The organism is Nonomuraea rubra (assembly GCF_014207985.1).
Lineage (GTDB): Bacteria > Actinomycetota > Actinomycetes > Streptosporangiales > Streptosporangiaceae > Nonomuraea > Nonomuraea rubra.
In genome coordinates, this window is record NZ_JACHMI010000001.1 from 10,134,540 (window position 1) to 10,160,949 (window position 26,410).

At 72.2% G+C, this 26,410-nt stretch carries 24 protein-coding genes; 10 read left to right on the forward strand and 14 right to left on the reverse strand.

Going from position 1 to position 26,410, the window contains the following annotated elements:
- Nucleotides 1-7 precede the first annotated feature (7 nt).
- A complete protein-coding gene (locus HD593_RS46105) occupies nucleotides 8-1,027 on the forward strand; it encodes a TRM11 family SAM-dependent methyltransferase (protein WP_185109234.1) in 1,020 nt (339 codons plus the stop codon).
- Here the strand turns inward: HD593_RS46105 and truB are convergent.
- The 8 genes from truB to rimP form a co-directional block, all read right to left on the reverse strand.
- Nucleotides 1,024-1,896: a tRNA pseudouridine(55) synthase TruB gene (gene truB, locus HD593_RS46110; RefSeq protein ID WP_185109235.1), complete on the reverse strand. Its 873-nt coding sequence runs from the start codon at nucleotides 1,894-1,896 to the stop codon at nucleotides 1,024-1,026. The two genes, HD593_RS46105 and truB, sit on opposite strands and share 4 nt — an antisense overlap.
- A complete protein-coding gene (locus HD593_RS46115) occupies nucleotides 1,897-2,937 on the reverse strand; it encodes a DHH family phosphoesterase (protein ID WP_185109236.1) in 1,041 nt (346 codons plus the stop codon).
- Nucleotides 2,934-3,392, reverse strand: coding sequence for a 30S ribosome-binding factor RbfA (gene rbfA, locus HD593_RS46120; RefSeq protein ID WP_185109237.1), 459 nt, complete (start codon nucleotides 3,390-3,392; stop codon nucleotides 2,934-2,936). The genes HD593_RS46115 and rbfA overlap by 4 nt, the downstream gene beginning before the upstream one ends.
- A 42-nt stretch (nucleotides 3,393-3,434) precedes the next feature.
- On the reverse strand, nucleotides 3,435-3,731 hold the full coding sequence (locus HD593_RS46125) for a DUF503 domain-containing protein (protein ID WP_185109238.1): 297 nt from the start codon (nucleotides 3,729-3,731) through the stop codon (nucleotides 3,435-3,437).
- A 117-nt stretch (nucleotides 3,732-3,848) separates the two neighbouring features.
- Nucleotides 3,849-7,025 carry a translation initiation factor IF-2 gene (infB, locus tag HD593_RS46130; protein WP_185109239.1) on the reverse strand — a complete coding sequence of 1,059 codons (3,177 nt, stop codon included), beginning with the start codon at nucleotides 7,023-7,025 and terminating at the stop codon, nucleotides 3,849-3,851.
- Nucleotides 7,026-7,137: 112 nt separating this feature from the next.
- On the reverse strand, nucleotides 7,138-7,449 hold the full coding sequence (locus HD593_RS46135) for a YlxR family protein (protein ID WP_185109240.1): 312 nt from the start codon (nucleotides 7,447-7,449) through the stop codon (nucleotides 7,138-7,140).
- Nucleotides 7,433-8,437, reverse strand: a complete 1,005-nt coding sequence (nusA, locus tag HD593_RS46140; protein ID WP_312904207.1) for a transcription termination factor NusA — start codon at nucleotides 8,435-8,437, stop codon at nucleotides 7,433-7,435. The genes HD593_RS46135 and nusA overlap by 17 nt, the downstream gene beginning before the upstream one ends.
- A gap of 12 nt (nucleotides 8,438-8,449) precedes the next feature.
- Nucleotides 8,450-8,935, reverse strand: a complete 486-nt coding sequence (rimP, locus tag HD593_RS46145; protein ID WP_185109241.1) for a ribosome maturation factor RimP — start codon at nucleotides 8,933-8,935, stop codon at nucleotides 8,450-8,452.
- A gap of 233 nt (nucleotides 8,936-9,168) precedes the next feature.
- Here rimP and HD593_RS46150 point away from each other — a divergent pair, with 233 nt between their 5' ends.
- Both HD593_RS46150 and HD593_RS46155 read left to right on the forward strand, forming a co-directional pair.
- Nucleotides 9,169-9,702, forward strand: coding sequence for a hypothetical protein (locus HD593_RS46150; RefSeq protein WP_185109242.1), 534 nt, complete (start codon nucleotides 9,169-9,171; stop codon nucleotides 9,700-9,702).
- A gap of 55 nt (nucleotides 9,703-9,757) precedes the next feature.
- The gene (locus HD593_RS46155) at nucleotides 9,758-10,234 is read left to right on the forward strand and encodes a ferritin-like domain-containing protein (RefSeq protein WP_312904209.1); all 477 of its coding nucleotides are present in this window, start codon (nucleotides 9,758-9,760) and stop codon (nucleotides 10,232-10,234) included.
- Between the two features lie 169 nt (nucleotides 10,235-10,403).
- Here HD593_RS46155 and HD593_RS46160 read toward each other — a convergent pair whose 3' ends face one another.
- The gene (locus HD593_RS46160) at nucleotides 10,404-12,149 is read right to left on the reverse strand and encodes a proline--tRNA ligase (protein WP_185109243.1); all 1,746 of its coding nucleotides are present in this window, start codon (nucleotides 12,147-12,149) and stop codon (nucleotides 10,404-10,406) included.
- A gap of 139 nt (nucleotides 12,150-12,288) precedes the next feature.
- The gene (locus tag HD593_RS46165; protein WP_185109244.1) at nucleotides 12,289-12,960 is read right to left on the reverse strand and encodes a hypothetical protein; all 672 of its coding nucleotides are present in this window, start codon (nucleotides 12,958-12,960) and stop codon (nucleotides 12,289-12,291) included.
- A 135-nt stretch (nucleotides 12,961-13,095) separates the two neighbouring features.
- Here HD593_RS46165 and HD593_RS46170 point away from each other — a divergent pair, with 135 nt between their 5' ends.
- Nucleotides 13,096-14,046 carry an acyl-CoA dehydrogenase family protein gene (locus HD593_RS46170; protein ID WP_312904211.1) on the forward strand — a complete coding sequence of 317 codons (951 nt, stop codon included), beginning with the start codon at nucleotides 13,096-13,098 and terminating at the stop codon, nucleotides 14,044-14,046.
- Between the two features lie 88 nt (nucleotides 14,047-14,134).
- Here the strand turns inward: HD593_RS46170 and HD593_RS46175 are convergent, their stop codons facing one another.
- On the reverse strand, nucleotides 14,135-14,617 hold the full coding sequence (locus HD593_RS46175) for a hypothetical protein (protein WP_185109246.1): 483 nt from the start codon (nucleotides 14,615-14,617) through the stop codon (nucleotides 14,135-14,137).
- Nucleotides 14,618-14,710: 93 nt separating this feature from the next.
- Here HD593_RS46175 and HD593_RS46180 point away from each other — a divergent pair, with 93 nt between their 5' ends.
- The 6 genes from HD593_RS46180 to HD593_RS46205 are packed head-to-tail and all read left to right on the forward strand — an operon-like array spanning nucleotide 14,711 to nucleotide 22,025.
- On the forward strand, nucleotides 14,711-15,781 hold the full coding sequence (locus HD593_RS46180) for an LLM class flavin-dependent oxidoreductase (protein ID WP_185109247.1): 1,071 nt from the start codon (nucleotides 14,711-14,713) through the stop codon (nucleotides 15,779-15,781).
- The gene (locus tag HD593_RS46185) at nucleotides 15,781-16,842 is read left to right on the forward strand and encodes a phenylacetate--CoA ligase family protein (RefSeq protein ID WP_185109248.1); all 1,062 of its coding nucleotides are present in this window, start codon (nucleotides 15,781-15,783) and stop codon (nucleotides 16,840-16,842) included. Before HD593_RS46180 ends, HD593_RS46185 begins: the two co-directional genes overlap by 1 nt.
- A 13-nt stretch (nucleotides 16,843-16,855) precedes the next feature.
- Nucleotides 16,856-18,364, forward strand: a complete 1,509-nt coding sequence (locus HD593_RS46190) for an AMP-binding protein (protein ID WP_246547082.1) — start codon at nucleotides 16,856-16,858, stop codon at nucleotides 18,362-18,364.
- A 42-nt stretch (nucleotides 18,365-18,406) separates the two neighbouring features.
- On the forward strand, nucleotides 18,407-19,588 hold the full coding sequence (locus HD593_RS46195) for a class I adenylate-forming enzyme family protein (RefSeq protein WP_185109249.1): 1,182 nt from the start codon (nucleotides 18,407-18,409) through the stop codon (nucleotides 19,586-19,588).
- A gap of 9 nt (nucleotides 19,589-19,597) precedes the next feature.
- Entirely contained in the window at nucleotides 19,598-20,899 is a 1,302-nt protein-coding gene (locus HD593_RS46200; RefSeq protein ID WP_312904213.1) for an FAD-dependent oxidoreductase, read from the forward strand.
- Entirely contained in the window at nucleotides 20,883-22,025 is a 1,143-nt protein-coding gene (locus HD593_RS46205; protein ID WP_185109250.1) for a DUF6986 family protein, read from the forward strand. Before HD593_RS46200 ends, HD593_RS46205 begins: the two co-directional genes overlap by 17 nt.
- Nucleotides 22,026-22,080: 55 nt before the next feature.
- Here HD593_RS46205 and HD593_RS46210 read toward each other — a convergent pair whose 3' ends face one another.
- The 3 genes from HD593_RS46210 to HD593_RS46220 all read right to left on the reverse strand — a co-directional run bounded on the left by HD593_RS46210 (nucleotide 22,081) and on the right by HD593_RS46220 (nucleotide 26,363).
- Nucleotides 22,081-22,761 carry a copper homeostasis protein CutC gene (locus HD593_RS46210; protein WP_185109251.1) on the reverse strand — a complete coding sequence of 227 codons (681 nt, stop codon included), beginning with the start codon at nucleotides 22,759-22,761 and terminating at the stop codon, nucleotides 22,081-22,083.
- A gap of 123 nt (nucleotides 22,762-22,884) precedes the next feature.
- Nucleotides 22,885-24,102 (reverse strand): S8 family peptidase, encoded by a 1,218-nt coding sequence (locus HD593_RS46215; RefSeq protein WP_185109252.1) that lies wholly within the window; start codon nucleotides 24,100-24,102, stop codon nucleotides 22,885-22,887.
- A 119-nt stretch (nucleotides 24,103-24,221) separates the two neighbouring features.
- Entirely contained in the window at nucleotides 24,222-26,363 is a 2,142-nt protein-coding gene (locus HD593_RS46220) for an NACHT domain-containing protein (RefSeq protein ID WP_185109253.1), read from the reverse strand.
- Between the last annotated feature and the right edge of the window lie 47 nt (nucleotides 26,364-26,410).

Below are 26,410 nucleotides of genomic sequence, written 5' to 3' on the forward strand. Positions count from 1 at the left end.
GGGCATCATGCCTCGTTACGCGCTTCTGATCCTGCCTGCCTTCAACCGGGTCTACGGCGAGAGCTCCGTCCGGCTGACCCGCGCCGAGCTGGCCGTCTTCAGCGCGCGGGCCCTCGACGGGGAGGTCCTGGGCAGCGAGGAGACACGTATCGGCGGCGTGCCGTACGTGACGTTCGAGACGGCGCGCCCGCTGAGCGAGCCCGACATCCACCTGCTGTCGAACCTGTCATCCGTATACGCGGTGTTCGGCCTCGAAGGCGACCTGCTCAGACCCCTCGGCATGCACTCGCGCGACCGGCTGAGCAGCGATCTGATCACGATCCAGAAGTACGCGGGCAAGACCAACGAGCACTTCACCAAGCTGCTGCTCAACGTCACCGCGCTGGCGGGCGACAAGGGGCTGGGCGACGGGCTGCAGGTGTTCGACCCGATGTGCGGCCGCGGCACCACCCTCAACCAGGCCCTCATGTACGGCTACGACGCCTACGGCATGGACGTGGACGGCAAGGACTTCGAGGCCTACACCGGCTTCATCAAGACCTGGCTGCGCAACAAGCGCCTCAAGCACACGGCCGAGACCGTGCCGGTGCGCCGCGAGCGGGCGCTGGTCGGGCGGCGGCTCAACGTCACGTTCGGCCTGTCGAAGGAGGCCGTCAAGGCCGGGGACGTGCAGCACCTGGCCGTGGTGAACGCCGACACGCTCAAGAGCCGCGAGTTCTTCAAGCCGCGCTCGTTCGACGTCCTGGCCACCGACGCGCCCTACGGCGTCCAGCACGGCAGCAAGGGCGGCGCCGGCCTGTCGCGCAGCCCCCTGGAGCTGCTGGCCAGGGCCGTGCCCGGCTGGGCCGAGCTGCTGCGCCCCGGCGGCGCCATGGGCATCGCCTGGAACACCTACGGCGGCAAGAGCGAGGAGCTGGCCAGGATCCTCACGGACGCCGGCCTCCAGGTCATGGACTACCCCGACTTCGAGCACTGGGTGGACCAGGCCATCGTCCGCGACATCATCGTGGCCAGGAAGCCCGCCTAACCCACGAACACCGCGAGAGGCTTGGCCACCCGGCCCTGCTCCTCCACCAGCGCCAGCAGCTCGCCCTCAGGCCCGAACACGCCGATCGGCCCCTTGCCGAGCCCCGCCGACGGCAGCCGCCCGCCGTGCCCGATGACGCGGGCCTCCTCGGCCGTGACGTCCCTGCGCGGGAACGCGGCGGCGACGGCCTGCCCGATCGGCAGGATCACGCACTCCTCGGCGAGCTGGTCGATGCTCCTGGCCAGCGACAGGTCGTACGGCCCCACCCGGGTGCGCCGCAGGCTGGTCAGGTGCCCGCCCACGCCGAGCGCGGCGCCCAGGTCACGGGCCAGCGACCGGATGTAGGTGCCGCTGGAGCAGGTCACGACCGCGTCCACGTCCACGACGTCGCCGTCGGCCCTGATGCCGAGCACGTCGAACCGCCGCACCGTGACCGGCCTGGCCACCAGCGCGACCTCCTCGCCCGCGCGGGCCTTCTTGTAGGCCCGCTCGCCGTTCACCTTGATCGCGCTGACCTGCGGCGGGACCTGCATGATCTCGCCGGTCAGCGCCTCGACGCCCTTGTGGATCTCGGCCTCCGTGACGCCGGCCGCCGGGGCGGTGGCGACGACCTCGCCCTCGGCGTCGTCGGTGTTGGTGCTCACGCCGAGCCGGATCGTGGTCTCGTACACCTTCTCGGTCAACATCAGGTGCCCCAGCAGCCTGGTCGCCTTCTCCACGCCGACCACCAGCACGCCCGTCGCCATCGGGTCGAGCGTGCCCGCGTGGCCCACCCGGCGGGTGCCCGCGATGCGCCGCATCTTGGCCACCACGTCGTGGGAGGTCCACTCGCCGGGCTTGTCGACGATGATCAGACCGCTCTCGGCCATCTAGGAAACCCTCCGCAGCTCGCGCCGGAACTTGGCCATGGTCTCCTCCACGGTCTCGTACGAGGTGTAGCCCGCGGCGTTGTGATGGCCGCCGCCGCCGAGGGCCGCGCACACGGCCGCCACGTCCACGGTGCCCTTGGACCTGGTCGAGACCTGCCAGTCGCCGTGGTCGTCCTCCTTGAGCACGACCGCCACCTCGGCCTCGTCGGCGCGGCGGACGATGTCGATGATGCCTTCGAGCTCGGAGTACGGCAGCCCGTACGCGGCCCGGTCGACCCGCGACACGTACGTCCACACCAGCCCGCCCTCCAGCGTCACCCGCTCCAGCGCGTGCGCCAGCACCTTGAGGTAGCCGAACGGCGAGCGGTCCCACAGCTCGCGGGCGATCTCGTCGGTACGCAGCCCGGTCGCCACGAGCCGGGCCGCCATCTGGTGCACGGCGGGCGTGGTCGAGGAGTAGCGGAACGACCCGGTGTCGGTCACCAGCCCCGCGTACAGGCAGATGGCGATGTCGCGGTCGAGCCGCCCGCCGAGCCGGTAGACGAGCTGCTCGGCCAGCATGGCCGTGGCCGCCGCGTTGGCGTCGATCAGGTCGAGCGTGCCGAACCCCGTGTTCGACGGGTGGTGATCCACCACGATGACCTCGCGCGCCGAGGCGGCGTTGGCGCCCAGCAGCCCCACCCGCTCGAACGTCGAGCAGTCGAACACGATCATCAGCTCGGGCGCGGCCGGATACTCCTCCGGCGGCACCAGCATCTCCTGCCCGGGCAGGAACCCCAGCAGCCGCGGCACCGCGAAGTGCCTGTCGCCGAACGAGGCCACCACGCGCTTGCCCATCGAGCGCAGCACGAACGCCACGGCCAGCATCGACCCGAGCGCGTCGCCGTCGGGGTTCACGTGACAGGCCAGCGCGACCTCGTCGTGCCGGCCGATCAGCCGCAACGCCCGATCCCACGAGGCCTCGGGGATCGGGCAGCCGTCCGCAGGCCGCCGCCCCAGGCTGGCCGGGCGGTCGGTCCTGTCGCGTACGTCGGGCGTCACGCCTGATCGTCCCTGACGACCTCGGAGTCCTCCTCCTCGTCGGGCTTGCGGTAGGGGTCGGCCTCGCCGGCGTAGGAGGCGGTCTCGGCCCGCCGCGCCACCTCGGCGTCGCGCGCCCTGGCGGCGTTGATCAGGTCGTCCAGGTGGCGCGCGTTGTCAGGCAGCGGGTCGTGCTTGAACGTCAGCGTCGGGGCGAACCGCACCCCGGTCTGGCGGCCCACCTCGGAGCGGATGATCCCCTTGGCGCTTTCGAGGGCGGCGGCGCTGTCGGCCCGCTCGGCTTCGGAGCCGAACACCGTGTAGAACACCGTCGCGTCGCGCAGATCAGCGGTGACACGCGTGTCGGTCACGGTGACGAAGCCCAGACGCGGATCCTTGATCCGGCGCTCCAGCATCTCGGCGACGATCTGCTGGATGCGGTCGGCGAGCTTGCGCGCTCGTGCGGCATCCACCATGTTTGCCCCCCTCATCCACGACCGGCTCGGCCGTGCGGTTGTTCAATCTTCGTCGTTGTAGAGCTGATGCCGGGCCGACAGCAGCTCGATCTCGGGGCGGAAGGCCACCATGCGCTCGCAGGCGTCCAGCACCTCCTTGCAGTTACCCGCGGAGGCGGAGACCACCGCCACACCGACCTCCGCTCTGCGATGCAGATCGAGATGGCCGGTCTCAGCCACCGCGATGCTGGGATAACGGCGCTGCAGCTCGGCGATCAGCGGCCGTACGACAGAGCGCTTCTGCTTCAGCGATCTGACGTCGCCGAGCAGGATGTCCAGGGTCAGAGCACCCACATACATCGTTGGCAACCACCGCTTGGCTGGGTGAGTGAGCACGCCCGGCCTGCTGCGGTGGGAACCAGGCCAGGGCGTGCGAGAGGCGCCCGGCGGATGTCCCGCCGGGCGCCCGGCCGCGCGTCACACGCGCGGCTTCTCCCGCATCTCGAACGTCTCGATCACGTCGTCGATCCGGATGTCGTTGTAGCCGACACCGATACCGCACTCGAAGCCCTCGCGGACCTCGGTCGCGTCATCCTTGAAGCGACGCAGGGACGAGACGGTCAGGTTGTCCGCGATGACGACGCCGTCGCGGATGAGCCTGGCCTTGCTGTTGCGGACGATCACGCCGGAGCGGACCAGCGAACCGGCGACGTTGCCGATCTTCGGCACCTTGAAGACCTCGCGGACTTCGGCGGTGCCCATCTGGACCTCTTCGAACTCGGGCTTGAGCATGCCCTTGAGCGCCGCTTCGATCTCCTCGATCGCCTGGTAGATGACCGAGTAGTAGCGGATGTCGACGCCCTCGCGCTCGGCCAGGTCGCGCGCCCGGGGCTCAGGCCGGACGTTGAAGCCGATGATGACCGCGTTGTCGTCGGCGACGGCCAGGTTGACGTCGTACTCGGTGATCGCGCCGACCGCGCGGTGCAGGACACGGAGCCTGACCTCGTCGCCGACGTCGATCTTGAGCAGGGCGTCTTCCAGGGCCTCCACCGAACCGGACACGTCACCCTTGATGATGAGCTTGAGCTCGTCGACGCGGCCCTTCTCGAGGTCGCTGAACAGCTCCTCGAGGGTGCGGCGACGGCTCGACTTCGCCATGTCGGCGCTGCGCTTGCGCGCCGCGCGCTGCTGGGCGATCTGCCGGGCCATCCGGTCGTCGGTGACGACGATGAAGTTGTCACCGGCGCTCGGCACCGCGGTCAGACCCATCACCAGGACCGGACGCGACGGCGTGGCCTCCTCGACCGGCTCGCCGTTGTCGTCGAGCATCGCGCGGACGCGGCCGAAGGCCTCGCCACACACGATCGAGTCGCCGACGCGCAGCGTGCCGCGCTGGACCAGGACGGTCGCGACGGGGCCGCGGCCACGGTCGAGGTGCGCCTCGATCGCGATGCCCTGGGCGTCCATCGTCGGGTTGGCGCGCAGGTCGAGCTCGGCGTCCGCGGTCAGCAGGATGGCCTCGAGGAGGTTGTCGATGCCCGTGCCGTTCTTCGCCGAGATGTCGACGAAGAGGGTCGAGCCGCCGTACTCCTCGGCCACCAGGCCGTACTCGGTGAGCTGGGCACGGACCTTGTTCGGGTCGGCGCCCTCCTTGTCGACCTTGTTGACCGCGACCACGACCGGGACCTCGGCCGCCTGGGCGTGGTTGAGGGCCTCGATCGTCTGCGGCTTCACACCGTCGTCGGCCGCGACCACCAGCACCGCGATGTCGGTGGACTTGGCGCCTCGGGCACGCATGGCGGTGAACGCCTCGTGACCCGGGGTGTCGATGAAGGTGATCTTCCGGTCTTCGCCCTCGTGCGTGGCGGCGACCTGGTAAGCGCCGATGTGCTGGGTGATGCCACCCGCCTCGCGCGCCACCACGTTGGTCTTGCGGATGGCGTCGAGCAGCTTGGTCTTACCGTGGTCGACGTGACCCATGACGGTCACGACCGGCGGGCGCGCGGCCAGGTCGGCCTCGTCGCCCTCGTCCTCGCCGAACTCGATGTCGAAGGCCTCGAGAAGCTCGCGGTCCTCCTCCTCCGGGCTGACGACCTGGATGTCGTAGTCGAGCTCGGCACCCAGGAGCTGCAGCGTCTCCTCGTTGACCGACTGCGTCGCGGTCACCATCTCGCCCAGGTGCAGCATGATCTGCACGAGCGAGGCGGGGTTCGCGCCGATGCGGTCGGCGAAGTCGGACAGCGAAGCGCCGCGCGGCAGGCGGATCGTCGCGCCGTTGCCGCGAGCGACCTGCACACCGCCGATCGCCGGCGCCGACATGTTGTCGAACTCCTGGCGCCTCTGACGCTTCGACTTGCGGCCACGCGCGGGACGGCCGCCGGGACGCCCGAAGGCTCCCGCGGTGCCGCCGCCGCGGCCACGACCGCCGCCACCGGGACGGCCGCCGAAGCCACCGCCGCCGCCACCGGGACCACCGGTGCCGGTGCGCTGGCCGCCGGGACCGCCACCGCCGCCGGGACGACCGGCGAACCCGCCGCCGCCACCACCGGGACGACCGCCGCCGCCACCACCGGGACGGCCACCGCCGCCACCGCCGGGACGACCGCCGCCGCCACCGCCACCCGGACGGCCACCGCCGCCGGGGCCGGCAGGACGACCCTGCGGCATCATCATCGGGTTGGGACGCGGGCCACCCGGACGGGGACCGCCCGCACCGCCACCTGCGCCGGGACCCGGACGCGGTCCGCCGGGCGGCGGGCCGGGACGCGGACCAGGCGTGGGCCTGTCGCCACCGCGGCCCTGCGGCGGACGCGGCATCGCGCCGTCGCGCGGCGGACCGTCACGACGCTCGCGCTGGCCGGGGCCGCCACCGCCCTCGCGGTTGCCACCCGGACGCGGCGGCCGGGACTGGCCCATGCCGCTGGCGTTGGAAGAGAACGGGTTGTTGCCCGGACGCGGGCCACGGGGACCCGGCCTCGGGCCGGGACCGGGACGCGGACCGCCGCCACCCGGCGCGCCGGGACGCGGCGCCTGCGCGGAACCACGGTCACCGCCGCGGTCGCCCGCACGGTCACCACCGCGCTCGCCGCCGCGCTCACCGGGGCCGCCGGGACGCGGACCGGGCTTGGGACCCGGACCCGGACGCGGGCCACCGCCCTGCGGGCCGGGACGCGGCCCCGGGGTCGGACGCGCGGGCGCACCGCTCTCGAAACGCGCCTGCGGGGCACCAGAGGTCTCACCGCGCGCGGCCTCGGGCTGCTGCTGCGGCTGCTGGTGCGGCATCGGAACCGGCGGGCGCGGCTGACCGCCGCCCTGCGGACCGGCCTGCGGGCCGGGACGCGGACCAGGCTTGGGGCCCGGACCCGGTCGCGGCGGAGCTGGAACAGGCGCCTGCCCGGCGCCGTTACCGGCCTGGCCTTCGGCCGGCCGGGGCGCAGGCCTTGGTGCCTGCGGCTTGTTGGACGGCTGACCGCCGCCCCTCGAGGGGCCACCCTTGGATGCCCCCAGCGCTTCGGTGAGCCTGCGGACCACCGGCGCTTCGATGGTCGAGGACGCCGAACGGACGAACTCCCCCATCTCTTGGAGCTTGGCCATGACGACCTTGCTCTCTACGCCGAACTCCTTAGCGAGCTCGTATACCCGGACCTTCGCCACTGCACTCCCTTACTCGGCCCGGGAGGCTGGCTGTGCCGTCCGGACCGTCGCTACCTTGACGTCTTCATCGCCGCGTGCTCATCAGGCGCTCATAGCAATCTGACTCCGCCCATCAACTCGGCGTCCTACATGACATTTCTTGGTCTCCCTCCAGGTGCGCTCGCACGGGCGAGCTGTCAAGCGGCCCCGGCACGCGGAACGCGCGCGGGAACGCTCGGCGCCGCTCGGCAAGCTCCAGACAGCTCAGGGACGGATGCAGCGATGCACCTCGCCCCGGGAGCCGTCCTCGCAGGTCAGGGACCACCTGGCCCTCGACCTGCACCAGACGGAGCAGCTCGGACTTAGCCTCGCGAGCCCTGCAGCCCACACAGGTGCGCTGTGGGACCGCTTGGCCACCATATTCCAGCTTACCGTGTTGACGCATCTACGGAACCGGCGGCGTCCTCGGCTTGGGTGTCAGGCCGGATGTCGATCCGCCATCCCGTGAGCCTCGCGGCAAGCCGGGCGTTCTGTCCCTCTTTGCCGATGGCCAGCGAAAGCTGGTAGTCAGGCACGGTCACCCGCGCGACCCGACCCTCGAGATCGAGAACCTCGACGTTGGAAACGCGTGCGGGCGACAGGGCATTCCCCACGAACTCGCCCGGCTCCTCCGACCAGTCGATGATGTCGATCTTCTCGCCGTGCAGCTCGGTCATCACGTTGCGGACCCGCGAGCCCATCGGCCCGATGCACGCGCCCTTGGCGTTCACGCCCGGCTTGCGCGACCTGACGGCGATCTTCGTGCGGTGACCCGCCTCGCGCGCCACCGCCGCGATCTCCACGGTGCCGTCGGCGATCTCCGGCACCTCCAGCGCGAAGAGCTTCTTGACCAGCCCGGGATGCGTGCGCGACAAGGTGACGGAGGGGCCCTTGTGACCCTTCTTCACCTGCACCACGTAGGCGCGGATGCGCTCACCGTGCACGTACTCCTCGCCGGGCACCTGCTCGGCGTGCGGCAGCACGGCCTCGATCTTGCCCAGGTCGACCAGCACCACGCGCGGGTCCTTGCCCTGCTGGATCACGCCGGAGACCAGCTCGCCCTCGCGGCTGGCGAACTCACCGAAGTTGATCTCGTCCTCGGCGTCGCGCAGCTGCTGCAGGATGACCTGCTTGGCGGTGGTCGCGGCGATCCTGCTGAAGTTGCTGGGCGTGTCGTCGAACTCCCTGACGACCTCGCCCTCCTCGTCCAGCTCGGCCGCCCAGATCGTCACGTGGCCGCTGCCGCGGTCGAGCTCCGCCCGCGCCTTGGAGGCCGCGCCGTCGGTGCGGAAGTACGCGATCAGCAGCGCGTCCTCGATCGCCTTGACGACCAGGTCGAAGGAGATGTCCTTCTCCCGCTCCAGGCTGCGCAGGACGCTCATGTCGATGTCCACGACGGCTCCCCCTTAGCCTTCGTCGCCGTCGACGTCGTCGATGCGGCGGAATTCCACCTGAACCCTTCCGCGGGTCAGGTCCTCGTAACCAAGCCTGCGCGGCGCGCCGGAGACGTCGAGGTCGACGCCGTTCTCGTCGGCGGCCGTGACGCGGCCCTCCACCACGGATCCGTCCTTCAGCTCCGCCTTCACCAGCCGCTTGGCCGCACGGCGCCAGTGGCGCGGCTCGGTGAGCGGGCGATCGACGCCCGGCGAGGACACCTCCAGCGTGTACGCGGCCTGGCCCATCGCGTCGTCGTCGTCCAGTGCCGTGGAGACGGCCTGGCTCACGTCGGCCACGTCGTCGAGGCTCACGCCGCCGTCACGATCGACGATCACGCGCAGCAGCCGTCTCTTGCCTGCCTGGGTGACCGTGATGTCCTCCAGGTCGAGGCCCTCCGCGCTGACCACGGGCTCCAGGAGCTTCATCAGGTGGTCGCGGGGTGATGCGCTGCCCATATCGACCTCCCCTATTGTCATGTCTCAGCCGGGCGGACCTCGCCTCTGGCTCTCCCGCCGTCTGGCCGCTCAGCCAGCGACGACAGTTGACACCCTATCCGTATGAGGGCACGGAAAGAGCGCCACTCGTCACGGTCGAATGGCGGAGCGTCGCCGGACGGCGATCGCGGGCACTGGCCGTACGATGCTACCGAGGCCCCAACGAGGCCGGTGACACCTGGAGGTTCGAGTCCGTGCGCGCGCGTCAGCTCTCCCGCCGGGCCCTGCTGGCGGGCGGGGGTGCCCTGCTGGCGAGTGCGACGGCCGCGCTGACCGCCTGCAGCGCGTCCGGGCCGCCGCAGCCGCCCGCCGCGCCCCCTTCCGACTCGCCCGAGACCGTCCTGCTGAAGAAGCTCATCGCGGAGAAGGAACGGACGGTCGCGCTCTACTCGTCGATGGTCGCCGGCGGGGGCGAGAAGCTGGCGCCGTTCCGCGACCGCCACCAGGCGCATCTGAACGAGCTGCGCAAGCACGTGCCCGCCGGCTCCGCGGCGCCGTCGGGCGGGTCTGCGGCGCCGTCGGCCGGCCCGTCCACCGGGTCCGCGGCGCCGTCGGCCGGTCCGTCCGCGGGCAAGGTGTCGCTGTCCCGGTTGCGGGAGCTCGAGCGGGAGGCCGCCGCGGAGCGTCCGCGCCAGCTCGACGGGGTCTCGCCCGGGGTGGCTCAGCTCATCGCCAGCATCGGCGCGTGCGAGGCCGCCCACGCCATCGCCCTTCCGAGGTCGCTGTGAGGCGCCCCCGCGAGGCCGGTTCCGCCGCTTCGGGGCCCTCTGAGGTGCTTGTGAGGTGCATGTGAGTTCCGCCGACGACATCGAGAAGCTGCGCAAGGCGCTGGCCGCCGAGCATGCGGCGCTGTTCGCGTACGGGCTGCTGGCGGCGCGCACGTCGGGGACGGTGCGGCGGCGGATGAGCGAGGCGTTCGAGTCGCACCGGGCGCATCGCGATCAGCTCCGCGCCCTCATCACGGCGCGGGGCGGTCGGCCGGCCGAGCCTGACGCGTCGTACGCGCTGCCGTTCTTCCCCTCCAACGCCACGCTCGCCGTCAAGCTGGCGGTGCAGCTGGAGAACGGGGTGGCGGCGGCCTACCTGGAGCTGGTGTCGGCGAGGGACGCGAAGCTGCGGGAGCATGCGGCGCGGGCCATGCAGGAGGCTGTGAGGCGGTCGTACACGTTCCGGCCCGATCCGCCGTCGGCGTTCCCCGGGATGCCCGCCGCTGCGGCGTCCCCGCCGCCCTCGCCCTCGGCCGGCCAGGCAGGCGGCTGACGTCCACCGCGCCTCAGCGGGCGGCCGACGCCGAGCCGCGCCTCAGCGGGCGGGCGACGCCCGTCCGGCCCATACCCAAGCCGATCCCGCCCGGCCCATGCCAGGCCGGCCCCGCCGCATGGGCAGGGGCCGGCCTGGGGAGCACTCCCGCGAAGGGAGGGCTTGGGGGTCAGGCTTCGACGGCGGCCATGATGCGGTCGGCGGCCTCGGCGAGCGGGATCTCCGACTTCTCGCCGGAGACGCGGTCGCGCAGCTCCACGACGCCCTGCGACAGCCCGCGCCCGACGACCACGATCGTGGGCAGGCCGAGCAGCTCGGCGTCCTTGAACTTCACACCGGGCGAGACCTGCGCCCGGTCGTCCACCAGGACCCGCAGGCCGCGGGACTCCAGCTCGGCGCCCAGCTCCAGGGCTGCCTCCACCTGGTTCTCCTTGCCGGTGCCGACGATGTGCACGTCGGCGGGCGCGACCTCGCGCGGCCACACCAGGCCCAGCTGGTCGTGGGCCTGCTCGGCGATGACGGCGACCGCGCGGGACACGCCGATGCCGTAGGAGCCCATGGTGATGCGGATGGGCTTGCCGTCGGGGCCGAGCGCGTCGAGGCCGGCGGCGTCGGCGTACTTGCGGCCGAGCTGGAAGATGTGGCCGATCTCGATGCCCCGGTCGATGGACAGCTCGGCGCCGCAGCGGGGGCAGGGGTCGCCGGCGCGAACCTCGGCGGCCTCGATGGTGCCGTCGGGGGTGAAGTCGCGGCCCGCGACCACGTTGGCGGCGTGCTTGCCGGGCTCGTTGGCGCCCGTCACCCAGGACGTGCCGGTGACGACGCGGGGGTCGACGAGGTAGCGGATACCGAGCTCGCGCAGGATCTGCGGGCCGATGTAGCCGCGTACCAGGCCGGGGTGCTTGGCGAAGTCGGCGGCCTCGAAGATGGCGGGCTCGCCGGGCGCCAGCGACGCCTCCAGGCGCTTGAAGTCGACCTCGCGGTCGCCGGGCACGCCGACGATCAGCGTCTCGACCTTGTCGGAGCCGGGCGTGGTCACCTTGACGACGACGTTCTTGAGCGTGTCGGCGGCGGTGACGGACAGGCCGTGGTGCTCGTTGACGTACGACACCAGGGACTCGATGGTCGGGGTGTCGGGGGTGTCCAGCACCTGCAGCGCGGGCAGGTCGCCGGTCGGACGCGCGGCGGGGGCGGGCGTGACGACGGCCTCGGCGTTGGCCGCGTATCCGCAGGAGTGGCAGGCCACGAACGTGTCCTCGCCGGTGGGCGTGGGCGCCAGGAACTCCTCCGACGCGGAGCCGCCCATCGCGCCCGACGTCGCGAACACGATCTTGTACTTGATGCCGAGGCGGTCGAAGGTCCTGATGTAGGTCTCGCGGTGCTGCTCGTAGGAGCGCTTGAGGCCGTCGTCGTCGAGGTCGAAGGAGTAGGAGTCCTTCATCAGGAATTCGCGGCCCCGCAGGATGCCGGCCCTGGGCCGCGCCTCGTCGCGGTATTTGGTCTGGATTTGGTAAAGGGTGACCGGATAGTCCTTGTAGGAGGAGTATTCGCCCTTGACCATGTCGGTGAAGAGCTCCTCGTGCGTGGGGCCGAGGAGGTAGTCGGCGCCCTTGCGGTCCTGCAGCCGGAAGAGGGTGTCGCCGTATTCGGTCCAGCGGCCAGTCGCCTCGTAGTATTCGCGGGGCAGCAGGGCGGGGAAGAGCACTTCCTGGCCGCCCATGCGGTTCATTTCCGCGCGGACGATCTTTGCGACGTTCTCCAGGACCATTTTGCCGAGGGGCAGCCAGGAGTAGATTCCGGGCGCGACGCGGCGGACGTAGCCGGCGCGGACGAGGAGCTTGTGGCTCGGCACTTCCGCGTCTGCCGGGTCGTCCCGCAGGGTGCGAAGAAACAACGACGACATGCGCAGCAACACGGCTACTCCTTGCTCGAACCTGGATGCGAAGGACTACAGGCTATCGAGTCGGAGGAGCGCCGCGCTCGGGCTTATCCTGGCGGGCTCGGACGGGGCTTCGGCTGGGACACGGACGGCGAGCGGGATCCGGCGCGCGACCTCAGACGGCGAGGGGGATCCAGCCCGCGACGAAGGCGCCCAGGCAGACCGTGAACAGTCCGGCGAAGACCGCCGACATCGCCAGCGCGCGCAGCCGCCCGCGCGTGCTCCTGCGCAGCGCCAGCACCAGGGCCACGGACGCCAGGCCGACCACCATCGCAGGCCCGGGCCAGAACGACTGCTCGCTGTCGATGAACCCGGGCGTCGCCCGGTCCACCACGTCGGCGATCAGCGCCGCGCCGACCGCGCCCGCCGCCACGTCGCCCCAGCCGTCCTGCCTGCGGGTGACGTACGCCAGCAGGCCCAGGCCCACGAGCAGGGCGAGCGTCCAGTTGAGCCCGGTGGGGCTGCCGCCGATCACGTCGAAGGCGTCGTCGCCGGTCAGCGCGCTCGCCCCCAGGGCGGAGACCAGCGTGGACACCGCCGCCAGGAACGTCGTCACCAGCGCCCAGCCGAACCCGGACGCGGTGGCGCCGACGGTCAGCGCGAGGGCGAGATAGGCGTACGGGTCGTAGACCTGGCCGAGCCAGGCGAGGCCGCTGGCGGAAATGAGCATGCCGGTCAGGCCGACGGCCAATCCTCCCAGGAAGGCCGTGACCAAATGGCGTTCGATGGCGCGCTGACGCCGGTCGTATTCGGCGAAGTCGGCGTAGTCGATGGTGGTGTTGTTCATGTCCATTTCCCTGGTCAACCCCTCCCCGTGAATCGTCTGGGGATGACCACACCCAGATTATGTGACCGTACAAAAAAGGCAAATTTCGGTCATGTCCATACTAAAACAAGCAATCGCTTGGTTATGATCAGTGGCGTGGCATTCGCACCCGCACTCGCCGATGAGCTCCGCGCCGCCGTCCGTGACTATCTGGCCGGGCGTCCCGGAGCCTCGTGGCGGGAGTTCGCGCGGGACGTGGGGATCGCCGGGCTGCTCGTGCCCGGGAAGCACGGCGGCGCGGGATGCGGGGCGGCCGAGATGGCTGCCGTGGCGGAGGAGCTGGGGCGGGCCCTGTCACCCCATCCCTTCCTCCAGTCGGCGGTCATGGCGGTCGAGGCGGCCACGTCCTGCGGGGCGGACGAGCTGCTGGAGGCACTGGCGGGCGGGGTGAGCGCGACCGTGGTGCTGCCGGGTGACGGGGAGCTGCGCCTCGACGGGGAACGGCTCACGGGAGTGGTGCCGTACGCGCTGGAGGGGGAGCTGGTGCTGGCCTACGCCGGCGGGGCGCTGGTGGAGGCCGTGCCCTCGCGGCGGGCGGCGTACGTGACGATGGACGAGAGCCGGCCGCTGCAGCGGCTCGACTTCGACGGCGTCCCGGTGCGGCGGCTGGGCGACGGGGCCGGGTGGGCCCGGGTGCGGGACCTCGGGATCGCGGCCCTGGCGGCCGAGCAGGTGGGCGGGGCGCAGCGGTGCCTGGACATGGCGGTGGAGCACGCCAAGCGGCGGCACCAGTTCGGGCGGCCGATCGGGGCGTTCCAGGCGATCAAGCACAAGCTGGCGGATCTGCTGCTGCTCGTGGAGTCGGCCAGGTCCGCAGCCTCGGCGGCGGCGGAGGACGAGGTGGCGGCGGCGGTCGCGGGGGCGTACTGCACGGAGGCCTATCTGGTGGTGGCCGGGGAGAACATCCAGGTGCACGGGGGGATCGGGATCACCTGGGAGCATCCCGCGCACCGGTACTTCAAACGCGCCACCTCGGACGCACAACTCTTCGGCCCACCCCAGGCCCATCGCGCCCGGCTCGCCACCCACATCCTCGGAACGGCCTGAGGCCCACCCCACACCGACCACACTTCGGCCGGGGGCCCCTTGGCGGCCACGCCCGGCGCGGGCGGCGCCGACGTAAGGCGCAGGGGGGTCAGCCGCCGAGGAGTTCTTCCCAGGGGTGGCGGGTGTTGGTGCGGCGGGTGGTGTCGAGGGCTTCGGCGAGGCGCCAGAAGCCCGGGCGGGCGTGGAGGGTGGCCCGGCCGATCGGGTCGATCGCGCGCAGTTCGAAGCGGACGCCCATCACGTCGAGCACCGCCGAGGCGCCGTCGCCCGGACCGGCCTGGGCGACGAGGGGGCCGTCGTAGTCGGGGTCGCGGACCTGCTCGGCCAGGAGGGAGGCCACCTCCGACGCGTACGGCCCGTCACGCCACTCGACGTGCCAGCTGTGGTCGGCCCCGCGCCACCACGTCAGGTCCCGGCACGACTCGATGAAGTCGGCCTCGGAGGCCAGCGCGGCCATCACCCGGCCGAACGCCTCGTACCGGCGGGCGCTGGTGAGCGAGAGTTCGCCGCCTTGGTCCGGAGACGTGCCGGCCTTCGGCCGCCGCAACGCGTGCTTTCGCTTCACAGGCATCCACTCTGATCGCCGCCGCGCCCTTCCCGCAAGTCTTTGCCGCTGATACGCTCTACCAAGCGAGCGCTTGGTTCCTACTTCGCCGGAGGCGCGATGACGTCGTCCCTACGGATCAGCCTGGGGTATGAGCTGGAGGTCCGCGGTCGCACCCGCGAGGTCGAGCAGCAGGCGTTCCAGAACGTGATCGACCAGGTCGTCCTGGGCGACCGGCTGGGCTGCGAGGCCGCCTGGTTCGTGGAGCACCACTTCACCAGGGGTTTCTCCCACTCCTCCGCCCCCGACCTGGTCCTGGCCGCCATCTCGCAGCGCACCGAGCGCATCCGCCTGGGGCTCGGGGTGGTGCTGCTGCCGTTCCAGTCCCCGATCCGTACGGCGGAGCGCGTCGCCACGCTCGACGTCCTGAGCGGCGGCCGGGTCGAGTTCGGCACGGGACGTGGTGCGTCGCCGCTGGAGTACCAGGCGTTCCAGCGGCCGTTCGAGAAGTCGCGGCAGATCTGGGAGGACTCGCTGGAGGCCACGCTGGCCATCTGGCAGGCCGACGGCGAGCCGGTCAGCCGGTCGAACGAGTTCTTCGAGATCCCCGACGTGGCCGTTTACCCGCGCCCGGCCCAGCGGCCGCACCCGCCGGTCTGGGTGGCCTCGACCTCCCTGGAGGGCTATCTGGCCGCCGCCAGGCACGGGTACAACCTGCTCGGCATGACCATGCTCAAGGGCATCGACGACGTCGCCGCCGACATCGCGAAATATCGGGAATGTTTGGCCGAGCACGGCCACGACCCCGCCACCCGGCGCGTCGCGCTCATGATCCCCTGGTACGTCGCCCCCACCCGCGACGAGGCCAACGCCACCGCCGCCGACCCGGTCCTGTGGTACATCCGCCGCCAGGTCAACCTCGTCACCCCGCCCGACTACTACGACGCCCGCCACGCCACCCACCGCGTGCTCGGGCAGCTCGCCGCCGGGCTGCCGCCCGACGAGGCCATGGCCACGCTCCGCGAGCACCTGATGGTCGTCGTGGACGACGTGGAGGGCTCGCGCAAGGCCCTGGCCAGGATCACCGAGGCGGGCGCGACGGACCTGATCATCCAGGCGCAGGTGGGCGGCCTGGCGCACGAGCGGGTGTGCGAGTCGATCTCCCTGTTCATGAAGGACGTGATGCGTTGATGGCGCGCTGGCTGACCCGGGACGACCTCGGGGCCGCCGCGGGCTCGGCCACCGGGCTGCTGCTGGTCTCCCCCGACGTGTCCAGCGTCTTCCCGCTGTCCCCCGAGGACCGTACGGCCGCGGCGCGGCTGACGACGGCGGCGCTGCGGGAGTCGGGGGTCGGCGAGCACGACCGCGTCGTGGTGGCCCTCGCGGAACCGGCCGGCGCGCTGTGGGCGACGGCGGCGGCGGACGTGGCGCGGGCGGCGGCCTGCGTGGGCCCGCGCGGCCGGATGCGCCTGCACCACGCGCTGAGCACGCTGAAGGCCACCACGCTGGTCGCGACCCCGACGGGCGCGATGGACCTGCTGGCCCGCCTGCATCTTGAGTTCCTGCTGGACCCGCTGGACCTCGGGCTCAGGACCATCGTGCTGACCGGCGAGATCGCATCCAAGCGCACGCTCGCCCACCTGGCGGGCGAGTTCGGGGCCACGGTCACGGAGGTGCTGGCCAGCCCGTTCGGCGGTGGCGCGCTGGCCTGGCGCGAGGCCGAGGAGCAGCCGCTCAGGCCGCTCGCGGACGGGCTGCTCGGGCTGGCGGCGCTGGACAAGGACGTGCCCGCGACGGCTGACGGGCCGGCCGAGCTGGTCGTCACGCCGTCCGCGCACTCGTCGCTCGGCGACGCCGTGCTCAGGACCGGGCTGGTCGCCAGGATCGCGGAGGCGGGGGAGATCCCCGCGCCCGCCCACACGGTGGGCGAGCACGTGCTGGTCAGGGGCGTGTGGCTGGCGCTGCCGCGGATCGAGAAGGCGCTGTCGCGGATCGACGGCGTGGCGGGGTGGGAGCTGGCGATCAGCCGGCAGGGGACGCTGGACACGGCGGTGCTCAAGGTCACGTTCGCCAGGCGGAGCCTGGTCGGCAACCCCATGTGGAAGGGGCGGATCGAGCAGGCCGTGCGGGCGCTGACCCCCGTGTCGGTCGCCGTGGAGATCGTCCAGGAGGTCTCCGAGACGCCGACGCCCGGCACCGTGAACGACCTGCGCGGCCACCACCTCGGAAGGGACAGAGCGCTCATCACCTGACAAGGGGCAGCCGATGGGATCGATGCCGGACTGGGGGACGCTCCCCCGCATGCTGCGTGACCAGGCCGAACGGCATCCCGATCAGCTCGTGGCCGCCGATCCCGCGGGCCCGCGGCTGACGCTGGCGGAGCTGCGGGAGGCGGCGTCCGGGGTCGCCCGCGGCCTCGTCGCGCTCGGCGTGCGGCCGGGTGACCGGGTGGCGATCTGGGGGGCGAACTCGGCCCGCTGGGTGACCCACGCGTTCGGGATCTGGGACGCGGGAGCGGCGATCGTGCCGCTGTCGCCCCGCTACAAGGGCATCGAGGCCGCCCAGCTCATCGAGAAGACGGGCGCGGGGGTGCTGATCGCGCAGGACTCCCTGGCCGGGTTGCTGCCGCCGCTGCCCGGGCTGCGGCACGTCGTCCCCGAGGTGCCCGCCGCCGCGGAGGTGCCCGTACGGGAGGCCGAGGAGCGGGCACTGGCCGTACGGCCCGGCGACCTGTGCGAGATCATGTCCACCTCCGGCACCACCGGCACGCCCAAGGGCGTGATGATCGACCACTCCCAGGTGCTGCGCGGCTACTGGGACTGGTCGGAGATCGTCACGCTGGACGAGCACGACCGGTATCCGGTGATCGCGCCGTTCAGCCACGGGTTCGGGCTCAACGCCGGGCTCGTCGCCTGCGTCCTGCGCCGGGCCACGATGATCCCGCTCGCGGTCTTCACCCCGGACGCGCTGATGTCGCTGATCTCCGAGGAGCGGGTCACGGTGCTGGCCGGGCCGCCCACGCTGTTCCACCGGCTGCTGGACGAGCTCGACCGCGGAGCCTGGGACGTGTCGTCGCTGCGGGTGGCCATCTGCGGGGCCGCCGCCGTACCGGCCGGCCTGATCACGCGGCTGGTCGAGCAGGTCGGCCTGGAACGGATGATCAACGCGTACGGGCTCATGGAGGGCACGGTCGTCTCCATGACGAGGGCGGGCGACCCCATCGACGTGATCGCGAACACCACCGGCAGGCCCGTGCCCGGCATCGAGGTGAAGGTGGTGGACGACGACGGCAAGCAGGTCGCGGCCGGCGAGCGCGGCGAGATCCTGCAGCGCGGCTACGGTGTGATGCGCGGTTACTGGGGCGAGCCGGCGCGCACGGCCGAGGTGATCGACGGGGACGGCTGGCTGCACACCGGCGACGTCGGCGTGCTGGACGAGGCGGGCAACCTGGCCATCGTGGACCGCAAGAAGGACCTGTACATCGTCAACGGGTTCAACGTCTCCCCGGCCGAGGTCGAGTCGCTGCTGCTGCGGGAGGGCTCGCTGGCGCAGGCCGCCGTCGTGGGCGTGCCCGACCCGGTCTCCGGCGAGTCGGGGGTGGCCTACGTCGTGCCCCGGCCGGGGATGGCGGCCGATCCCGCGGAGCTGGCGGCGTGGGCGCGCGCCAACATGTCCGGCTACAAGGTGCCCAGGCGGATCGTCGTGGTGGACGCTCTGCCGACCAACGCCAACGGCAAGGTGGACAAGGTGGCACTGCGCCATCGCCCGGCGTAGCGGAGTAGCGTGGAGGTACGCGCCTTTCGCCCGGGAGCCGCCATGTTGCGCCTGCTCGCCGGTGAGGCCGCACGTAGGTTCGGGGGGCGCGCGGCCGTGGTCACCGGCTCTGCCCTGCTGTCCTTCGCCGACCTCGACCTGCTCTCCGACCAGGTCGCCGCCGGGCTCGCCCATCGCGGCACCCGCATCGGCGACGTCGTGGTGCTGGCGCTGCCCGACGGGCCCGAGTTCGTGATCTGCTACGTGGCCGCCGCCAAGATCGGCGCGGTCACCGCGGGCATCGGGGTCGAGCGCCCGGGGCTGCTGGCCGGCCTGGACCCCGCCCTGGTGATCACCGCGCCGAGCGTGCTGCCGCCGCTGCCGGGGCTGGACGTGGTGACGCTGCCCACCGATCGGGGCAGGCGCTCGCCGCAGGTGTACGACCCCGTCCGGCTCACCGGCCTGCGCAGGCCCGAGCCGCCCCCGCCGCCGTTCCCGCCCGACCCCGCGCGGCCCGTCGTGATCACGTTCACCGCGGGCAGGACGGGGCCGCCCAAGGGCGTGGTGTTCGGCAACCGCCAGCTGGAGGCCATCCGCGCCCACGGGGCCGGGCTCCGGTGGGGCACGGGGGACGCCAGGCTGGTGCCGTACCCGCTGGGGCAGCTCGGGTTCGCCACCCGGCTGCCGGTGTTCCTGCAGACCGGGCGGACCTGCCACGTCGTGCCCGAGTGGACGCCCGACGCGGTGCTGCGGGTGCTGCGCGAGCACAAGATCGGAGTGCTGCAGGGGAACCCGTACCAGCTGTCGCGCATCCTGGCCGCGGGCGAGGACCTGCCGGGGCTGGCGCTCATCCTGTGCAGCGGCGCCCCCGCCACACCGGCGCTGATCAGGGCGTTGCGCACCAGGTACGGCGTGCCTGTCTGCAACCGTTACAGCTGCACAGAAGCCGGGCTGGGCCTCGGCACCCGGCCCGACGACCCGCCCGAGGACGCGGAGCTCAGCGTGGGCAGGCCGCGCGCCGGCGTGGACGTGTCGATCAGGGACGCGGAGGGCCGCATGCTGCCCGCCGAGGACCAGGGTGAGGTGCTCCTCCGCTCGGATGCCGTCATGAGCGGTTACGTTGGCAGGAGCCCCGATCATGCGGTATTCGCCAAGGACGGGTTCATCCGCACCGGCGACCGGGGATACATCGATCACACTGGCCGGTTGCGTCTGGTGGGACGTGTCGCACGTAGACCGGCATAGGGAGGCGGCGTGACGTTGCACGTGGCGGTCATCGGGTCGGGCCCTGCCGGGATCTACACGGCCGAGGCACTGGTCAAGCAGTCGGCGGAGCCGGTCGAGGTCGATGTGATCGAACGGCTGCCGACCCCGTACGGGCTGGTCCGGTACGGGGTGGCGCCCGACCACACCTCGATCAAGTCCATCGCGAACTACCTGCGCAGGGTGCTGGAGCTACCCCAGGTGCGCTTCCTCGGCGGCGTCACGCTCGGCTCCGACGTGTCGGTCGAGGACCTGCTCGGCGTCTACGACGCGGTGGTCTACTGCACGGGCGCGATGGTCGACAGGAAGCTCGGCATCCCGGGCGAGGACCTGCCGGGCAGCGTGGCCGCGACCGACTTCGTGAACTGGTACTGCGGGCACCCCGACGTCGATCCCGCCCGGTTCACGCTCGACACCTCCGAGGTCGCCGTCATCGGGGTCGGGAACGTCGCCGTGGACGTCGTCCGCGTCCTGGCCAAGACCGCCGAGGAGCTGCGCGCCACCGACGTGCCCCACGAGGTGCTGCAGCGGCTCGGCGAGAGCGAGGTGAAGGCCATCCACATGGTCGGGCGGCGCGGGCCCGAGCACGCCAAGTTCACCCTCAAGGAGCTGCGCGAGCTGGGCGAGCTGGCCAACGCCGACGTGTGCGTGCGCCCCGACGAGGCCGTCGTGCTGGGCGGCGACTTCCCGCGCCAGGTGCAGGGCAACATCAAGGTCCTCCAGGGGTGGGCGGACCGCGAGCCGGTGGGCCGCCCGCGCCGCCTCGACGTGCGCTTCTGGCTGCGGCCCGTGGAGATCCTCGGCACGGAGCGGGTCGAGGGGCTCAAGCTCGAACGCACCCGGCTGTCGGAGGAGGGGCGCGTGGTCGGCACCGGCGAGTTCGAGACGCTGCCGGTGGGCATGGTGCTGCGCTCGGTCGGTTACCAGAGCGTCCCGCTGCCCGGGGTGCCGTTCTCGGACCGCACGATGACCGTGCCGAACGAGGCGGGGCGGGTGCGCGATCGCGAGTACGTGGCAGGGTGGCTCAAACGCGGGCCCACCGGCGTGATCGGCACCAACAAGTCCGACGCCGCGGAAACCGTCCGCACGCTGCTCGCCGACCTCGACGGGGGCGCGCGCGTGGGCTCCAGGGGCATCGACACGCTGCTGGCCGGGCGCGGGGTGCGGCCGATCACGTACGAGGAGTGGCTGGCCATCGAGGCGGCGGAGGCGGAGCTCGCCCGGTCGCTCAACCGTGGCGAACGCGTCAAGCTCGTCGGTCTGGAGGCCATGCTCCGTGCCTCGCGTCCCTGACGGTTTCGCCGGGACGTACCGGCTGCAGCAGGCCCGCTACCCGGAGGCGCGCCCCGGCTGGCAGCCCGTGCACACCGTGTACGTGCCGGCCGACCGCTTCTCCGCCCGCACGGTCGCCGAGTGGGGCGGCCGGGCGTTGTCGCTGCTCAAGGCGCACCTGGCGGGCCCGGACGAGGTGGCCGAGGTCTTCGGCGTGCCCTCCGGGCTCGCCGCCGTGGTGCACGAGATGTTACTGCGCAAGCTGTCCACCGAGCCGGTCGAGGACCTGCGCGTCGACTTCGAGGACGGGTACGGCGTGCGGCCAGGCTCCGTCGAGGACGGCCACGTGACGCAGGCCGTCGAGGCGGTCGCCGCGATGCACGCGGCCGGAGCGCTGCCCCGGCGGTGGGGTCCCCGGGTGAAGTCGTTCGCCGACGGGGATCCCGAGCGGTCGATCCGCACGCTGCACGGCTTCGTGAGCGGCGTGGTGGGGCGGGTCGGCGAGCTGCCCGGCGGGTTCACGGTGACCTTTCCCAAGGTGCTGATGGAGGCCTATCTCGGGCAGTTCGCGGGCGTGCTGGAGGAGCTGGAGGCGGAGCTCGGGGTGCGGCTGCGGTTCGAGATGCAGGTGGAGGCGCCGCAGACGCTGCCGTTCCTGCGTGGCGAGCTGAACGAGTCGCTGGGCGGGCGGCTGGCGGCGGCGCACTTCGGGGTCTTCGACTACACGGCCGCGCTGGGGCTGCCGCCGCACGAGCAGCGGCTCGACCATCCGGCCTGCGACCACGCGCGGCACGTCATGCAGACGGCGTTCGCGGGGACGGGGGTGGAGCTGTCGGACGGGTCGCTGGCCGCCTCGCCCGCCTCCGACCGTGCGGGCGATGTGCACGGGTTGTGGCGGCGGCACGCCGAGCTGGTCCGGCACTCGTTGCGGCATGGCTTCTACCAGGGGTGGGACATGCATCCGTCGCATCTGGTGAGCCGGTTCGCCACCGTCTACGCCTTCCATCTGGCCCGCTACGACTCCTACCGGGAGCGGGTGCTGGCCTGGGAGGAGCGGCGCTCGGCCGGGGGCGGGGTGATGGACGAGCCCGCCACGATCCGCACCCTGGCGGCCGCCCTGCGCCGCGCGGACGCCGCCCTGCCTTGACCCCTGACGGCCGGGTTCGGTCGCGTTCGGCCAGGGCACGCCACCGAGAGGTGGTTCAGTCGCGTTCGACCAGGGCACGCCACTGGCGTACCAGGCGCCACTCGACCGGGTCCGACCAGCTCGACCGCACGGCGGAGCCGACGTGGAAGGCGCGGATGCCGTAGTCGAGCAGGGCGGGCACGTGCGCGGGCCGCAGGCCGCCGCCGGCCAGCACGATGGAGCCGTCGCCCGCGTCGGCGCGCGCCTTCAGCACGGGCAGCCCGTCCCCCACGCCGGTGGGCGCGCCGGAGGTGAGCACGGTGGCCAGGTTCGGCAGCAGTCGCACGGCCCGCCAGGCGGCCTGCACGTCGGCGGCGTGGTCGACGGCACGGTGGAACGTCCACGGCAGGGGCGAGACCGCGTGGATGAGCGCCTCGGTGGCGGTCAGATCCACGACTCCCGCGCCGTCGAGGAACCCGAACACGAACCCGGCGGCCCCGGCCTGCTTGAGCGCCTTGGCGTCGCGGCTGAGCCGCTCGACGACGTCGGGGTCGGCGGCGAAGTTCGCGTCGCAGCGCAGCATCACCATCTGGGGCAGCGGGCACTCGGCCGCGATCGCGGCGACCGTCTCCGGGGACGGGGTGAGCCCATCGGCCGCCATGTCGGCCACGACCTCGAGTCGGTCGGCACCGCCCTGTTCGGCGGCCACGGCGTCGCGCACGTTGAGCGCGATCACCTCAAGGAGGGATCCGGTCATGTGGAGAGGTTATATGGCGCTTTGCGCACTAGTGTCAGAGAGTTGACCTCAGCCTTGGACTCCTGCCCTCCGGCCTGGACGCGGCCGGAGGGACGGACGAGCAGGCCGGTGTTCCCCCGCCCGCTACGGAGACCGCACCAGGCCCACACCCCGGTCGGCGACGTCGACTCCCGAGGCCAGCGGGCTGACGGTGGCGCAGGCGAGCAGCCGCGCGATGACCGTGGACGCGGTCGCCGGCAGCGGCGACTTCATCACTTCCTCCCACCACAGCGCCGCCACGCCCGCGACGTGCGGCGTGGCCATGCTCGTGCCGCTCAAGGAGCGCAGCCCGCCCCCGTTCCGGGCGGAGACCACACCCACCCCCGGGGCGCTGATCTGCGGGAAGGTGTTGGAGAAGGGCGCGATGACGAGACCGTTGCCCGTGGGTGACTGCCCCAGCGCGCCGACCGCGATGACGCCTTCCGCGGCGGCGGGCAGCGACACGGCGATCTCGAAGTCCGGGCCGTTCTGGCGCTCGCTCTCGTTCCCGGCGGCTGCCACGATGACGGTGCCGGGGCCGACCGCCCCGCGGGCCGACGCCATCCGCATGAGCGCGTCGAAGAGCCGCAGGTTCGCCCGGTACGCCTCCAGGGCGAGCGACGTGGCGAACCTCGGCTGCCGTCCCATGTCCACCAGCCGCTGCACCATGCCGGGGAAGTCGAACCCGAGGGACATCGAGATCACCTGGGCGCCCTGGTGCAGCGCCCACTCCATGCCGCGCAGCAGCCCTTCGGTGTCGCCGCTCCCGTCGTCGGCGAGCACCTTGCCGATCGCCGCCCGGGTCACCCCCGGAGCGACGCCGATCCGCGTCCCCTCCACCGCCCGGCCGAAGATCGTGCCCGCGCAGTGCGTGCCGTGGCCCTGCTTGTCGCCCACGCCCGAGCCGCTGAAGTCCTCCTGGATCAGGGTCACGCCGGCGAAGGCGGGATGGGTGGCGTCGATGCCGGTGTCGAGCACGGCCACGATCGTGTCGGCGCCCGTCCGTGTCGAGACGTCGGCGCCCACGGCCTTGACGCCCCACGTGACCGCGGCGGCGGTCGCCTCGGACTCGGCCCGGCCGTCGGCTCCGTCCTCGATCGGCTGGATGAGCATGGTCGGCATGACCGGAGCCACCGCCCGTACCTCCGGGTCGCGTGACATCTCCCGGAGCTCGTGCTTGCTGAGCTCGACCACCTCCACGTGCGGTTCGCTGCCGATGCCGAGCGCCAGTGGCGGCACCGGGCCGCCGGCCCGCGCCGACTCCAGCGGACTCGCCGTGCGCACGCCGCTCAGGTCGCGCAACACGCTGTATCTCTCACCCATGGCTTTCCGCCTTCGCTCGACACCGTCCCACGGGAACTTGTGCCCCTGACCGGTTCCGCTGGTTGCCAAGCCATGCTGAAATACCGCAAAACAGGGCGCGCCCTTCCGCCACCCGCCGTTCAAGGCAGCGGTATGGGCTCCCGGTGCCTGCGCTTCTTCGCGACCAGCTCGCGGGCCAGGTGTTGCTGGAGCTCGACGTGCCGGAACTGGTAGTACGGCCCCTCCGTACGCAGCAGGCCCAGGCGATGCGCGTCGTCCAGGAAGTCCATCGCCCTGAGCGGCAGGCTGCCCCTGGTGGCCAGGCGGGGGACGGTCAGGTTGTAGGCCAGCCAGGCGTGGTGGCTGCCCAGCAGGAGCCCGAACAGCAGTCCCGCCAGCCCGCCCCCGATGATCGCGATGAGGCTGAGCTTGAGCCCCCACACGATGAGCGCGCCGATGACCCCGACGGCGAGCCCGCTGACGATCCGGATCACCGTCAGGTTGCGGTCCGCCCGCCAGGTCGAGCGCGGGGATCTCGCGCTGGCGTCCGTGGCCGGACGCTCGACCCACCGGATCAGGCTGAGCACGACGACGAACCCGATACCCGACAGCAGTCCGACCTGTCTCGCGGCCACCAGGCCCGCCTCCTGGTTCCGGAGCAGGGTGCCCGACAGCCAGCCGATGATCGCGCCCAGGATGCCGACGAAGATCCCCGAGGGCAGCACCCGTACCAGGTCGAAGAGCTTGCCCCGCAGGCGGAAGTCCGCGTGCCCCGGCGTCTCCCTGAACCAGGCGCCGGTCGCGAGCACGAACAGGAGCATGGCGAGCACGCCGAGCCCCGCGCCGACGTACGGGACGCCGCCCATGACGGTGTAGACCAGGCACACCACGCCCCCGACGGCGATGCCGCTCCACCATCGCACCGACCAGTTCGGGGTGTGGCGGGCCAGGTGCCACCACGCCAGGTCCCGCGTGTCCACCTCGCTCACGGACAGTTCGCGGCACAGGTACGTCAGCCAGCGGTCGACCTGCTCAGGCGTCCACGCGTGCTGCGGGCGGAAGGGCTGGGCCGGGCCGTCAGCCGGTGGGCGCGTGCTCACCAGGGCGGGGATGAGCTCGTCGCACAGGTGGTCGTGCAACTCGGCGGCGCTGCCCCGGCCGTACTCCAGGAGCGGCGACGGATCCGCGCGGGTGGCGATGTACGTCACGCGGACCAGCCACAGGCCCAGGGACGTCGAGGTCACCTTGGCCAGGGCCGGGGCGCCGCCCGTGCGCAACGACTCCAGCACCTGTGACCAGGCGGGACGCGGGACCGGCGGCAGGCAGGCCTCCAGGTAGTCGGCCGCGGCGACGGCGTCCATGGGCTGCGGCTCGATGACCGCCGCCGCCGTGAGGACGTCGCCGAGCTCGTCCACCGATTCGGCGAACTGCTCCGTGCGGCAGGTGAGGATGAGCTGGTCGTTCTCGCACATCGAGCGGTTCAGCGCGCGCAGCATGTCGGTGCGGGCGTGGTCGGGCAGCTCGTCCAGCCCGTCGATGACGGGCAGCAGCTCACCGCGGGCCGCCAGCGCCTCGGGGATGCAGGGGCCGAGCGCCTCGGCGCGCAACGCGGGATAGTCCATCGCCAGGAACGAGGCCAGCCAGTCCTGCAACCGCGGGTGGACCCGCTCGTCCCAGCGGGAGGCCGACACCAGCACGGGGACGCGCTCGCCGGGCTCCCGGGTGCGGAGCAGTTCGAGGAGCAGCTGCACGGCCAGGGTCGTCTTCCCGGTTCCCGGTCCTCCCAGGATGACCAGCCGCCGGCAGGGCAGGGCCCGGAACCTGGATGCCATGTCCTCGATGTGCATCGGCAGGCCGGGGAAGGCGACGGTGCCCTTGGCGATGATCCCGGGGCGGTCGACGAGCTCGCGCCGCTCGGTCGAGCGCCAGGGCAGCGGCATGGGCTCAGGATCGCCCAGCGAGCGCAGGACCGTCTCCTCCCGCCACTGCTCGGCCACCAGGCCGGCGAGGATGTCCTTGGCGGTGTCGATGTCGGCGGAGGTGGGAGCGCGCGCGGGCGCACGGTGGTCGCGCCACCAGGACATGATCTGCTGCAGAGCGTTCCCCAGCGAGATCACGCTGGTGACCGACGCCACGATCTGGGCGGTTCCCGTGGCCAGGGCCTGAATACCGGACAGCCGCTTCGAGACGATGAAGAGCGCGATGGCCACGGCCAGGAGCACGACACCCCAGAGGAACGCCCCGACGGCTCGCGACTTTCGCTGCGAATATTGTCCAGACATAAATCCATTATGCGGGGAATGGCCCTCAGAAAAGGGGTCGGCACATG